The organism is Rhodococcus sp. NPDC019050, assembly GCF_055664235.1.
This window is the reverse complement of the sequence record NZ_JBVOON010000020.1, coordinates 1-12,995: the sequence shown is the minus strand read 5'-3', so window position 1 is coordinate 12,995 and position 12,995 is coordinate 1. Positions and strand designations below refer to the sequence as shown.

The 12,995-nt window shown below is 66.5% G+C and carries 8 protein-coding genes; 3 read left to right on the top strand and 5 right to left on the bottom strand.

Features of this window, described 5'->3' with window-relative positions; translation table 11 throughout:
• Positions 1–9 precede the first annotated feature (9 nt).
• Positions 10–1,581 (top strand): fatty-acid--CoA ligase FadD1, encoded by a 1,572-nt coding sequence (fadD1, locus tag AC0B44_RS18355; RefSeq protein ID WP_471904245.1) that lies wholly within the window; start codon positions 10–12, stop codon positions 1,579–1,581.
• 40 nt (positions 1,582–1,621) lie between these two features.
• Here the strand turns inward: fadD1 and AC0B44_RS18350 are convergent, their stop codons facing one another.
• The 5 genes from AC0B44_RS18350 to AC0B44_RS18330 form a co-directional block, all read right to left on the bottom strand.
• The gene (locus tag AC0B44_RS18350; RefSeq protein ID WP_471904244.1) at positions 1,622–2,383 is read right to left on the bottom strand and encodes a hypothetical protein; all 762 of its coding nucleotides are present in this window, start codon (positions 2,381–2,383) and stop codon (positions 1,622–1,624) included.
• 126 nt (positions 2,384–2,509) lie between these two features.
• The gene (locus tag AC0B44_RS18345) at positions 2,510–3,061 is read right to left on the bottom strand and encodes a hypothetical protein (protein ID WP_471904243.1); all 552 of its coding nucleotides are present in this window, start codon (positions 3,059–3,061) and stop codon (positions 2,510–2,512) included.
• The gene (locus AC0B44_RS18340; RefSeq protein WP_471904242.1) at positions 3,058–3,915 is read right to left on the bottom strand and encodes a ParA family protein; all 858 of its coding nucleotides are present in this window, start codon (positions 3,913–3,915) and stop codon (positions 3,058–3,060) included. Before AC0B44_RS18340 ends, AC0B44_RS18345 begins: the two co-directional genes overlap by 4 nt.
• 79 nt (positions 3,916–3,994) lie before the next feature.
• Entirely contained in the window at positions 3,995–4,456 is a 462-nt protein-coding gene (locus AC0B44_RS18335) for a hypothetical protein (RefSeq protein ID WP_471904241.1), read from the bottom strand.
• Positions 4,457–4,608: 152 nt separating this feature from the next.
• Positions 4,609–5,808, bottom strand: coding sequence for a hypothetical protein (locus AC0B44_RS18330; protein WP_471904240.1), 1,200 nt, complete (start codon positions 5,806–5,808; stop codon positions 4,609–4,611).
• Positions 5,809–6,588: 780 nt separating this feature from the next.
• Between AC0B44_RS18330 and AC0B44_RS18325 the strand changes: the two genes are divergently transcribed.
• A complete protein-coding gene (locus AC0B44_RS18325) occupies positions 6,589–12,066 on the top strand; it encodes an ATP-binding protein (RefSeq protein ID WP_471904286.1) in 5,478 nt (1,825 codons plus the stop codon).
• A gap of 194 nt (positions 12,067–12,260) precedes the next feature.
• A complete protein-coding gene (locus AC0B44_RS18320) occupies positions 12,261–12,740 on the top strand; it encodes a hypothetical protein (protein WP_471904239.1) in 480 nt (159 codons plus the stop codon).
• Positions 12,741–12,995 lie beyond the last annotated feature (255 nt).

The following is a 12,995-nucleotide window of genomic DNA, read 5'->3' as shown; positions in this document are numbered from 1 at the left end:
ACGACGACCATGGCCGACACCATTCAGCAGGCGCTGCGCGAATTTCTCGACAACGACACCGCCGCAATCGTTCACGACACCGGACGCTGGACCTGGCGCGAGCATCTGGCGGAGGCGTCGGCTCAGGCCTCGGCGCTGCTGTCGATTCTCGACCGTGACCGGCCCATGCACGTCGGCACGCTGCTCGGCAATACACCCGACATGCTGCACGCAGTCGCTGCCGCCGGGCTCGGCGGGTTCCCGCTGGTCGGCATCAACACCACGCGACGCGGCGAGGGGTTGGCCGGTGACATCCGGCGCGCGGATTGCCAGGTGGTGCTGACCGATCCCGCCCACGCGCCCCTGCTCGAAGGACTCGACCTAGGCGACGCCACGGTGCTCGACGTCGCGAGCCCGCAGTGGCGGTTGCTCGTCGAAGGTGCGCCTCCACTCGAGCCGTACCGCGAAGTGGATATGATGGATCCGTTCATGTTGATCTTCACGTCCGGAACGAGTGGCGACCCCAAACCCGTTCTGCTGGCGCAGATCATGGTGATCTTCGCGGGCAACAACCTGGTGTCGCGTTTCTCGATCACCTCGGACGACGTCGCCTATCTGTCGATGCCGATGTTCCACTCGAACGCGATCCTCGCCGGGTGGTGTGTGTCGCTGTGCAGTGGCGCGGCCATGGCGCCGGCAACGTTCTCCGCGTCGGGCTTCCTCGACGACATCCGTCGCTACGGAGCGACGTACATGAACTATGTCGGCAAGCCCCTCGCGTACCTGCTGGCGACGACCGAGCAGCCGGGCGACGCGGATAATCCGCTGCGGGTCGCGTTCGGCAACGAGGCGACCGACCGCGACATCGTCGAGTTCGCGAGGCGGTTCGGCTGCACAGTATGGGACGGGTTCGGTTCGACGGAGACAGCCGTCATCATCACCCGCGAAGAAGGCACGCCCGAAGGCTCCATCGGAAAAGGACTGGCCGGCGTCGAGGTGTACGACCCCGTCACCGTCACGCAGTGCGCGCCGGCCGAGTTCGACCCCAACGGTGCCCTGACCAACGCGGACAAGGCCATCGGCGAACTCGTCAACACGCAAGGGGGCGGCTTCTTCACCGGCTACTACAACGATCAGGACTCCACCGACGAACGGATGCGGCACGGCATGTTCTGGTCGGGTGACCTGGCATACAAGGATGCCGACGGCTGGATCTACCTCGCGGGACGCACCGCGGACTGGATGCGCGTGGACGGTGAGAATCTCGCGGCCGCGCCGATCGAGCGCATCGTTCAGCGACTACCGCAATTGAGCCGCGTCGCCGTCTACGGGGTGCCCGACGAACACGTCGGCGACCAGGTGATGGCAGCGATCGTGCTCCGGGACGACACCACTCTGAGTCCGGACGAATTCTCCGAATTCCTTGCCGCGCAGACCGATCTGTCCCCGAAGGCGTGGCCACGCTACGTCCGGATCGACGCAGACCTCCCGGTCACGGCGACCAACAAGATCCTCAAACGCGAGCTGAAGGCGCAGGGCGCAACGGCGGGCTCAGGGGCGCTGTGGATCCGCACGGGCACGGCGTACGCCGTCGTGGTGTGACGACCGCGTCCCGATCGCTCGCGCACCCACGGAAAACCTGTCAGTTGCTGCGAGCGAGGTATTCGCCGAGGGCGAGAGCCTTCGGTCCGTCGAGCCGCCAGAAGGTGTCGCCGTCGTGCGACTCGATGTCGCCGCTGAGGAAGCCCGAGACCGCGTCGGCCGCGGTGGTGGGGTCGGGGAAACGCCGGCCCTCCATCGGTCCACGGGTGATTTCGAGAGCGCCGGACGCCGGATCGAAGCGTCCCTGCACGCGGTAGCCGCCGACATCGGCGCACACCAAGACACGCGGATCGATCTCCTCCGGCTGAGCTGCCGGACGTGCGGCCGGTGCTGCCGTCCGGCGGGTGCTCCGCCGAGTGGGCGTACAGGCACGGGTGGTGTCCTTGACTGCGTCGAGGCCCAGCAGATCCCAGCGGTCGTGGCCGTGCGCGACGCCGCTGAGCGCGATGGGATGACTTCCGGTAGCGGTGCGGCCGGGGCGCTCACTGAGCCACAGCGCGACCTCTTCTTCGATTCCGGCTTCGATCTCGGCGGACTCGAGGATGTAGAAGGCGGGCGGAGTCTGACCGAGGTCGACGAACACCCAGTGCGACGACCCGGTCTCGTCGCTGCCGGCGATGCCGTCCTGTCGGCGGGCGAGCCACGGCCCCCGCGCGGTCACGCGGACGCGGACCACGCGTTCGACGCCGTCGGTACCGCAGACCTTCACGGTTCGGTGGTCGTCGATCGGCTCTGCGCGTCCGCCTCTTTGTTGGACGTCCGTCACAAAAGCGGCTATGCCCTGACCTGCGATATCACCCATGCGTGCTGTCCTTCTCTCGTGCCCGAAAACCGACGCGAAGTGGTGCGACGGTGTCGCGGCACAACTCGGGGGCTCTGTTGCTCACCCTACGGGTCTCAGCCTGGTAACGATAGTTTCTGTGAACCATCACCGAAATGCGTCTCCCTTGGTAGTCAAGGCTTTGACACGTTCGACGATGCGATCGCGCAACTTCGACGGGGTGCGCCACCGCATCGCGAGGCGGTCGTAGTCCATCGAGTGCTCGGCGATGATGTCCTTCAGTGCCTCGACATCGAGGGTCTCGAGCTTGTCCCGCAGCCCGGACTCACCCCCGTCCCGGAAGATCACGAACGGGTCGAAGGGGCCGGGGGCACGCTTGCCGCGCCTGGTGGGCGTCTTCACCGCCGACGGCACAACTCGGTTCCGGGGTGCCGGCGCGTCCGGTGACGTGGCACAGGCGGGGCCCGGGGAACTCGAGGCTGGTGCTCCGATCGGTGCGGGCCTGCTCTCGGGAGCCAGCACGGCCGACAGTGCCTTCGCGAAGCGCGGGGTCCGGGCGGCTTCGTCTGCGACGACACGCACGAGTGCGACGAGTGTTCCTGCAGCACCCGGCGCGGCGTCGTCGAGTCGGAGCAGTGCAGCGGTGGCCTCGCCGATCTGCATGCGGAGGCGGGCCTCACCGGTGTCCGGATTCGTCACAGGTACACCTGCGCGTTCATCAGGATGGTTTCGGTCAGAATGCGCAGCGCGTCGGACTGCCCGGTGTTGCCGTATTTGCGCTTGAGCGTGCCGTACGGAACGAACTCGGCGGACGCCGCGATCTGGTTCGCCTCGGGTACCCAGGCCGGCACGACGTCGGCGATCCGGTCGTCGCGCTGCAACTGTTCGATGATGCTGCGGTGCAGATTCGATGCGCTGCGATACTTCGTGATGACGAGACCGATCTCCCGGAGCGGGTGTCCGGTTCGTTGCGCAAACTCCTGAATCCGCTTCTGCAACTGCGGGATACCGTACGTGGACAGGATGTCCGGAATCGTGGGGATCAGGTAACCGTCGGCGCATCTCAGCCCGTTGAGGGTGAGCATGCCCAGATTGGGCGGGCAATCGAGAAGGATGTAGTCGTAGCGGTCGGCGATCGGTTCGATCGCCGACGTGAGGATCTCGATGGGCCGGTGCGAACCGGGATCCGCGTACTGCCGATGACTGAGCCCCTCCTGGATCTCGATGAGATCGAGGGACGACGCGAGAAGATCCACCCCACGCACGGACTTGACCGGTGAGACGTCGTGTTGCAGTGCCTTCTCGATATCGAACGCCGCTGTATCGGATTCGATCGCGCCCCGGAACAGCGCCGCCAGGGTGCGGTCGAGTTCGTTCAGTTCCTTCCAGCGTTCCTCACCGATCATCATCGTCGTGAGGTTCGTCTGAGGATCGAGGTCGACGAGCAGGACTCGCTGCCCGAATTCCGCCGCCATGAACTCGCCCAATGCAGCGGTCGTCGTGGTCTTGCCGACGCCACCTTTCAGGTTGATCGTCGCGATTACCCGCGCCACCGTGCACCTCTTCGGAAGGATTCGACTTCTCTTCCCGTAGAAACGTACACCGCGATCCGGACAAACATGACGTCCGGTCTTATCTCCCCTTGGCCTCCACGCCGACTTTGCCCAGCCCGCCCGAGGTATCCGGACGGACAACCGAGTCGGCAGTGGCGAATCCGCTCAGAGCGAGGGCGGGCGAACGGTCGACGACGGCGTGCACCACGTTGCCCTCCGACATGAACACGATCATGCCTTCGGCACCGACGGTCGGAAGATCCTTCCACACGACACCCGACGTACCGAGGATGCGGTTGACCTCGCTCATGAGCAGAGGGACGCGGAAGTAGTACATGCGGTCCCATTCCTCGCCCTTCAGGTCGGCGACCTGGGCGAGGTCCCCGAGGGTGCGCTCCTGCCCCTCGGCGAGCACCGCCTCGAACGCCGATTCGAGCGGCGGATCGTCCACCACCGTCACGGTGGTGTCCCCTCCACACCCCGCAACGAAAGCCGCCAAGATCCCGACCATGAGCCCCGCCCACAACCGCCGTGAAACCACTCGCGCCACCCCCGTCGTCCAACCCCGAATGAACGCGAGGACGATACCACCGAATCGGACATTTCCACCAGTGAAGCACCTCACATTTCTTGGACTGGGTGGCATGCCCCTGCTAACGGCTCAATAGCTGTGACCGGACACAACGGACACGGTCAATCCTTCCGGGTGAGTTCGGCGATGTCGCTCCGGAGCGCGGTGTGCAACGACCCGATGAGCTCCGCCGCCGACCCGAACTGGTCCCCGACGAAGTCCGTATTCTCCGCAGAGAGTTCGCGCGCACCCGAGCGGCCGATGAGGTCGTCGATGCGATCGTCGAGACTCGCGGTGCGGCGCGCGACGTCGACCATGCTCATCCGGCTCTCGGCATTGCCGAGCAGGTCGCCGATCCTGGCGAGGGCCGCCACGCGGGCGAGAAGCTGGTCCCACACGGGACCGAGCGACGCAACCCGCTGCTCCAACGCAGCCCGCGCGGCCGCGCCACCCTCGCCGGAGACGCTGCCGAGCGCGGCACGCAGTTCGGTGAGCAGTCCGCGCAGAGCCACAGTGTCCACCGCGATCTGCGTGACCTCCTCCGCGAGATCGAGTTGGGCACGCTGCACCGCGAAGTACTCCGACCGCCACGCGGCCGACGACTCGATCCGGTCGTAGAGCGAGCCGGCAAGGAACAACAGCGTGTCGTACCGGTCGGCGAACCGGTCGTCGTCCTCCGGCATCCGGCGGGCGAGGATGTCGGCCGCGCGCCGGCCGGCATCGGCGACCGGTGTTCGTTCCGACCATCGCGAGACCCGGTCCACGGCAATCGAGAGAGCAGCCCCGCGCGCCTGCTCGGTGGGCGCGACCGGAAGCGGTGCCGGAGTGCGCCGCAGTGCCGCGAACAGGGCTTCTCGCTGATCGAGTTCCAGATGGAGGCCGTCGCGGCGTTCCCGGCGCACTGCACGCACACCCTGCGCGTAGTGCGACGGTGAATGGAGGAAGGCATGTTCGGCGGCGCGCAACCGCTTGCCGAGTTCGTTCGCGCGGAACTCGAGAACCAGTCGCGCGGCTCCCGGTCGCTGTCCGCTCGCCCGGGCGGTGACGTGTGCGAGTTCGTCGGACAGCAGGCGCAATGCCCCGAAGCCGTCCAGGGTGGGCAGACTCCGCCCTGCGCGCCGTCGGTTGGCGAGCACCGTTCGCGCTCCCTCGTCGAGGTAGCCCGCAGCGAGCGCCAGCGCTGCCGCATCGGAGAGCGGTCCGTGCCGGCCGTCGATCGCACACCGGTCGCACCAGCGTCGCACCTGTCCCGCGATGCGCTCCCGCCGACGCTCGGGTGTCTCGAACTCGCCGGATACTTCGGGTCGATCTGAGCCGGGCATCGGCACCTCCTCGTAGGCCTTGCTGTCATCCACTGTCCCAGAAATCGGCGGGTCACGATCGGCGGCGAGGGTCGGCAGGACCCGATTCGCCACGTACCCGCCGGTGGCGGGCAGTTCCATCGGGCGGGCAGCGCATTTCCATTGAGCGGACAGCGCATTCAGCCTTCGTGATCGATGTCACACCACGAGTTCCGGAACCAGGCCGGTTCGCACGACACGCACAACCCTTGCCACCGAAGTCCTTGTGCCGCAAGGACATACCCGGCAGTACGAAGCGAACACGAAGCCACCGCCGAAGTTACCCGCCGGTGTTACCTCGCGGTACGGGTCGGCCGTTCCACCCCCTCGCACTGTTTCCCGGGGGCCAGAGACGCGAAAAACGGTGTTGAAACGCCTCCGATACGCGAGTTTTCGCAGGTGGAGCCGCGTTCGGGAGCCAAACGTGACAAACCCTCATGTTTCGTCCATGCTGTTAGCCGTACGGGGCGTTTCCATCCGCACGGGGGTGTGTGTCGTCGACGGCGGCGACCACCGGATGAGGACCGGGGCGCGTTCGCACCGCTTTCGACGAATCGGTCGCCAGAACTCGCAGAGTCGGTGACCGAGACACGCAAGCCCACCACGATGTACGAGGAGTCGACGGAGAGATGTGCCCGCTCGCGTTTACCGATTCGTGACGTAGGGGCCGAGGACCGGATAAATTGTCTTCCTCGTCGGGGTGGACCTTTCCGACGCGCGCGTGACTTGCGCGCACAACCATGGAGAACGGTGGCAACGAGTATGTTCAAGCGGATCGCAGTGGTCAACCGGGGCGAGGCGGCGGTCCGTCTCATCCGGGCTGTCCGGGAACTCAATTCCGAACACGGCTACGGCATCAAGACGATTGCTCTGCATACGGACGCCGAACGCCGGGCCATGTTCGTCCGTCAGGCCGACGAGGGCGTCACTCTCCACCCCTCGACCACCGCCGCGACCCCCTATCTCGACCACGCCGAACTCGAGCGGGCACTCCTCGAAGCGAAGGCCGACGCAGTCTGGGTCGGCTGGGGCTTCGTCGCGGAAGACCCCGCCTTCGCGGACCTGTGTGCCCGGCTGAACATCACCTTCATCGGACCGTCCGGGGACGCGATGCGCCTGCTCGGCGACAAGGTCGAAGCCAAGCTTCTCGCCGAGAAGGTCGGCGTGCCGGTCGCCCCCTGGTCCGGTGGACCCGTGGACTCCCGCGCCGACGCCCGGCGACATGCCCAGGCCATCGGCTACCCGCTCATCATCAAGGCGCGCTCCGGCGGTGGCGGACGCGGCATCCGCAAGGTCTACGCGGAAGACGAACTCGAATTGGCGCTCGAGCGCACCCAGGGTGAAGCCGAACGATCCTTCGGTGACCCCGTCGTCTTCATCGAACGCCTCGTCACCGACGCACGCCACGTCGAGGTGCAGGTCGTCGCCGACACGCACGGCAACGTGTGGGCCCCCGGTGTTCGCGACTGCTCCATTCAGCGCAAGAACCAGAAGGTCATCGAGGAGTCGGCGTCGCCCCTGCTCACCGCGGAGCAGTCCGATCACCTTCGCAAGGTCTCCGCCGATCTCGTGCGTGCCGCGGGCTACTGCGGTGCCGGCACCGTCGAGTACCTCTACCAGCCTCACCTGAAGACCTTCACATTCCTCGAGGTCAACACGCGCCTGCAGGTCGAGCATCCGATCACCGAGGTGACCACCGGCATCGACCTGGTCAAGTTGCAGATCCTCGTGGCATCGGGTGAGGCGCTGCCCGGCGAGTGCCCTCCGGAATTCGGCCACGCCGTCGAAGCCCGGCTCAACGCCGAGGACGCCACCAACGGGTTCGCACCCGCGCCCGGCACGGTCCAATTGCTGAAGTTCCCACTCGGCTCCGGTCTGCGTGTGGACACCGGCATCGCCCAGGGAGACGTGATTCCCCCCGATTACGACTCTATGGTCGCCAAGGTCATCGCGTGGGGGCGCAACCGCGCCGAAGCACTCGCCAGGCTGCGCACCGCTCTGCGTGAAACCACCGTCGTCCTCGACGGTGGCACGACCACCAAGTCCTTCCTGCTCGACCTGCTCGACCGTCCCGAGGTCGTCGACGCGTCCGCCGACACCGGTTGGCTCGACCGGACCGGCGCCGGCAGCGAAACCGGACCGACGAAGGTCGCCGACATCGCGCTGGTCGCAACCGCTGTCGACGTGTACGACGCCGACGAGGCCCGGGAACGCGCCGCATTCCTCGCCTCCGCACGCGGCGGACGGCCCCGCGCCCGGCACGCCGTAGGACGCAAGATCGAATTGAGCTACCAGGGCCAGGCGTACGAACTCGTCGTCGGACAGGTCGGCCCACACCGGTACCGCCTCGACACCGGGGTCTCCGAGTTCGACGTGGAACTCGAGCGTCTGGGCGACTACGAGTCACGCCTCGCGCTCGACGGACGGCGCCACCACATCGTCTCGATCGCCGGGCCGGCGCACTTCCTCGTCGAAGTCGACGGGATCAGCCACCAGATCAGCCAGGACGAGGCAGGTGTCGTCCGTACCCCCGCGCCCGCCGTCGTCGTGGCCGTGCCCGTCGCGGTCGGCGACGAGGTGGAGGCGGGGCAGACCCTCGTCGTTCTCGAATCGATGAAGATGGAGACGGCCGTCCGCGCGCCGTTCGCCGGTAAGGTCCGCGAGATCCTCGGAGTGGTGAACGCGCAGGTGGACGCCGGGGCGCCACTGCTGCGTCTCGATCAGATCGTCGAAGAGGTCGTCACCGAATCGGTCGAGCGTGTCCAGTTCCCCACGCCGGCACCGGTTCTCAGCGACGACCACGCCGCCGACGCCCTCGCACGACTCGATTCGCTCGGGGCTCTCGTCACCGGCTACGACGTGTCGGCCAAGCGCACCGCGACACTGCTCGCCGAATACGAGCGGCTCTCCGAGGGAGTGCAGTCGTGCGATCTCGTCCGCGCCGAACTCTCGTTGCTCACCACGTTCGCCGACGTGTGCGAACTCTCGCGCAACCGTCCGACGGACGAGGAGCGGAACACCGAAGATCGCGTACACAGTCCGCGCGAGTTCTTCCACGGCTACCTGCAGTCGCTCGACGTCGAGGTCGGTGGACTTCCCGACAGCTTCCGCGCTCGCCTCTCACGCGCACTGCACCACTACGACGTGACCGAACTCGAGCGCAACCACGATCTCGAAGACGCGGTGTACCGGTTGTTCCTCGCCCTCGAACGCATCGAAACGCACGTCCCGGTGGTCACCGCACTGCTCGACCGCTGGGTCGAACGCGACGACATGGAATCCGGACTCTCCCACGAACTCAACGAGGTCCTCGACCGGCTGATCGTCGCGACCCAGGTCCGATTCCCGGTCGTCGGCGACATCGCCCGCAACTTGCGCTACCGCTACTTCGAAGAACCGGTCATCCGCAAGGCCCGCGAGCAGGTGTACGACGGTGTGCGCGGATCGCTCGCCTATCTCGCGGAGCATCCGCACGCCGCCGACTACGCGCAGCGGATCGACTCGCTCGTCGCAACCCCCGAGCCCCTCGTCGACCTTCTCGCCCAGCAGATTTCGCGACCCGGTACGGTCCCCGGTCCGCTGCTCGAGGTCATCACCCGTCGCGCCTACAAGATCCGGACCCTCGAAGACGTGCGCTCCTGTGTCGTCGACGGACGGCAGTTCGTCACCGGCAACTTCGATCTGCGCGGCACTCGCCTCTACCTGATCTCGGCGGAGACGTCCCACGCCGATCTCTCGTCGCTACTGGACACGATCGAGGAATCGGCTTCGGACCTGCCCGACATCGAGAACCTGGTGATCGACCTCTATGTCGCATGGGAGGACGCACCGGCAGATGCCGACGCTCAGGCGTCCGTCCTGTCCTCGATCCTCTCCGTCAGGGAGACGATCTCCCGGGTGCGCCGAGTCACCGTGACGGTGTGCCACACCGATATCGCCGAAGAACACGTATTCACCTTCCGCGCACACGAATCCGGGTACGCCGAAGAAGGCAACATTCGCGACATCCATCCCCTGACCGGGCAGCGACTCGATCTGTGGCGCCTCAAGAACTTCGACGGCACGCGCCTGCCGTCCAGCCCGGACACCTACCTCTATCACCTTGTCGCGAAGGATAATCCGTCCGACGAACGGTTCATCGCCCTCACCGAGGTGCGGGATCTGACGGAGCAGCGCGACGAGGCCGGCAGGATCGTGTCCCTTCCCGCATTCGAACGCGCGCTCGCGAGTTCGCTCGACGGGATGCGTCGCGCGCAGGCCGCACGAGGCGGGCGACGGCTCGAGACCAACCGCGTCGTCCTCTACGTCTGGCCCGTCGTCGACCTCGGTAGCGACGATCTGCGCCGGGTCGCCCGAAGTGCCGCACCGCTGACCGTGGGTGCCGGCCTCGAAGAGATCACCGTCATCGGCCGGTTGCGCGAAAACCCGGATCAGCAAGCGCGCGAAGTGGCCCTACGATTCTCGTACCGTTCCGGTGCCGGTGTCGTCGTGCGGGTCACCGAACCTCCGAAGGAACCGCTCAAGCCGCTCGACGAGTACACCCAGAAGGTGCAGCGGTCGCGTGCGCGCGGCACCGTGTACCCGTACGAGTTGATTCCTCTGCTCACCGGCGGTGACGGCACCTTCACCGAATACGACTTCGACGAGCAGGGGCAGTTCGTTGCCGTCGACCGCCCGTATGGACGCAACACCGCGGGCCTGATCGTCGGGATCGTGGACACCCCGACGCCCCGCTACCCCGAGGGCATGACACGGGTGGCCCTGTTCGGCGATCCGACCAAGGCACTGGGGACCGTCGCCGAAGCCGAGTGTTCCCGACTCGTCGCAGCGATCGATCTGGCCGAGCGCCTCGGTGCTCCGGTCGAGTGGTTCGCGTTGTCGTCGGGTGCCACCATCTCCATGGACTCCGGGACGGAGAACATGGACTGGGTGTCGCGGGGACTACGCCGCATCATCACGTTCACTCAGAACGGCGGCGAGATCAACATCGTGGTCGCGGGCATCAACGTCGGCGCGCAGCCGTACTGGAACGCCGAAGCGACGATGCTCATGCACACCAAGGGCATTCTCGTCATGACCCCGGACAGCGCGATGGTGCTGACGGGTAAGCAGTCGCTCGACTACTCCGGCGGTGTCTCGGCGGAGGACAACTTCGGTATCGGTGGATACGACCGCGTGATGGGGCCGAACGGCCAGGCGCAGTACTGGGCGCCGAACCTCCGCGTGGCTGTCGAGACCCTCTTCGCGCACTACGCTCACGCGTATGTCGCTCCGGGAGAGCGCTTCCCACGCGCAGCCGAGTCGCTCGACCCGGCCGACCGCGACGTGCGTCTCTACCCGCACGTCCACCCGTCGAGCGACTTCACCACGGTCGGCGAGATTTTCTCGTCCGAGACGAATCCCGATCGCAAGAAGCCGTTCGACATCCGTACCGTGATGCGGTCGGTCGTGGACCAGGACCACTCGGTGCTCGAGCGCTGGGCCGATATGGCCGACGCTGACACCTCGGTGGTGTTCGATGCACACCTGGGCGGCATCCCGGTCTCCGTGATCGGGATCGAGTCCCGCGCCATCCCGCGCAAGGGCTGGTTCCCGACCGACGGACCGGATCAGTGGACGTCGGGCACGTTGTTCCCGAAGTCGTCGAAGAAAACCGCCCGCGCCATCAACGCCGCCAGCGGCAACCGGCCGCTCGTGGTGCTGGCGAACCTGTCGGGATTCGACGGGTCCCCCGAGTCGCTGCGCAACCTCCAGCTCGAGTACGGTGCCGAAATCGGCCGTGCCATCGTCAATTTCGACGGTCCGATCGTGTTCGTGGTGGTCTCCCGCTACCACGGCGGCGCCTTCGTCGTGTTCTCCGGCGCGCTGAACGAGAACATGGAGGTGCTGGCGGTCGAAGGCTCGTTCGCGTCCGTGCTCGGCGGCGCTCCCGCTGCCGCGGTCGTCTTCACCCGGGACGTCAACAAGCGCACCGCCGGTGATGCCCGGACCGTCGAACTCGAGTCCCGGTTCGCGGCAGCCGAAGACGGGGAAAAGTCCCGCCTCGGTGTGGAACTCGCAGCGTTGCGCACGACGGTGCGTTCCGAGAAACTGGGTGAGGTCGCCGCCGAGTTCGAGGCGATCCACAATATCCAGCGTGCCCAGCGTGTGGGGTCGGTACACCGGATCGTTCCCGCCGCCGAACTGCGGCCTCAGATCATCGCTGCCGTGCAGCGGGGTATGGCCCGGTCGCTCGCATAGTCTCCGCCCGATCTACGAGGCCCGCACCGACCGGTGCGGGCCTCGCCTTTTGTGGCACCTGTCACAGAATATGTTGCAGCACAGACGATCCGCATCGAATCGCACGCCGATTCCACAACCGTTTCTCAGGAAGATTTCATCTGCGGTTCCTACCGTCGGTAATGCGGACAGGTAACGAAAGGGGTGCGAAAACAATGCGCATCGACAAGCGATGGCTCATCGCGGGTGTCGCGGCGGCAGCCGTGGCGGCCGGATCGGTGGGAGTCGCAACCGCAGTGGCCACAGACGATCCCACAGGCCCGAGTGAAGTGGTCGCCCAGACCCAGGAAGACACGCAGCAGGCGGAAGACGGCCGGAAGAACGACGACTCCGCCGAGCGCAGGCACGAACGTCCCGATTCGGCGCCGGACGTTCGACATGACGGCGAACGCGGACCGGGTGATCGCCCGGGCGACCGCGGAGGTGACGCCGACGAACAGCGTGGACCCCGTTCGGACAGCGACACCGGATCCGAGGAAGGCGAAAGGCCGTTCCGTGACGAACGTGGACCCGGCGACGCGACCCGCGACGAACGCGGACCCGGCGCACATCATCGTGACCACGACGGGGAGAAGCCCGCTCCTCGAGGCACCGATGAGCAGAACGCCGAGCAGAACGACGGAGCCGGTATCTAGTCCGCTGCCCTCCGTCCGGCCTCCTCCCGCACCGCGGGAGGAGGCCCCCTTTTGCGTGTTCGGGGGGACAGTCCTCACGACGGGTTGCCACCGCAACGACCGGCCGAGCGCGAGAAAGGATCGGCGCTGGTCCCCGGACGACGAAAGGGCCCTTCCATCGGGCGGTTTCAAGGGGTCGACGCAACACCGCTGTTAGTTGGTGGTGATTAGATCACGCAGACGCTCGGCTGGGGTATCCCAGCCGAGCGTTTTGCG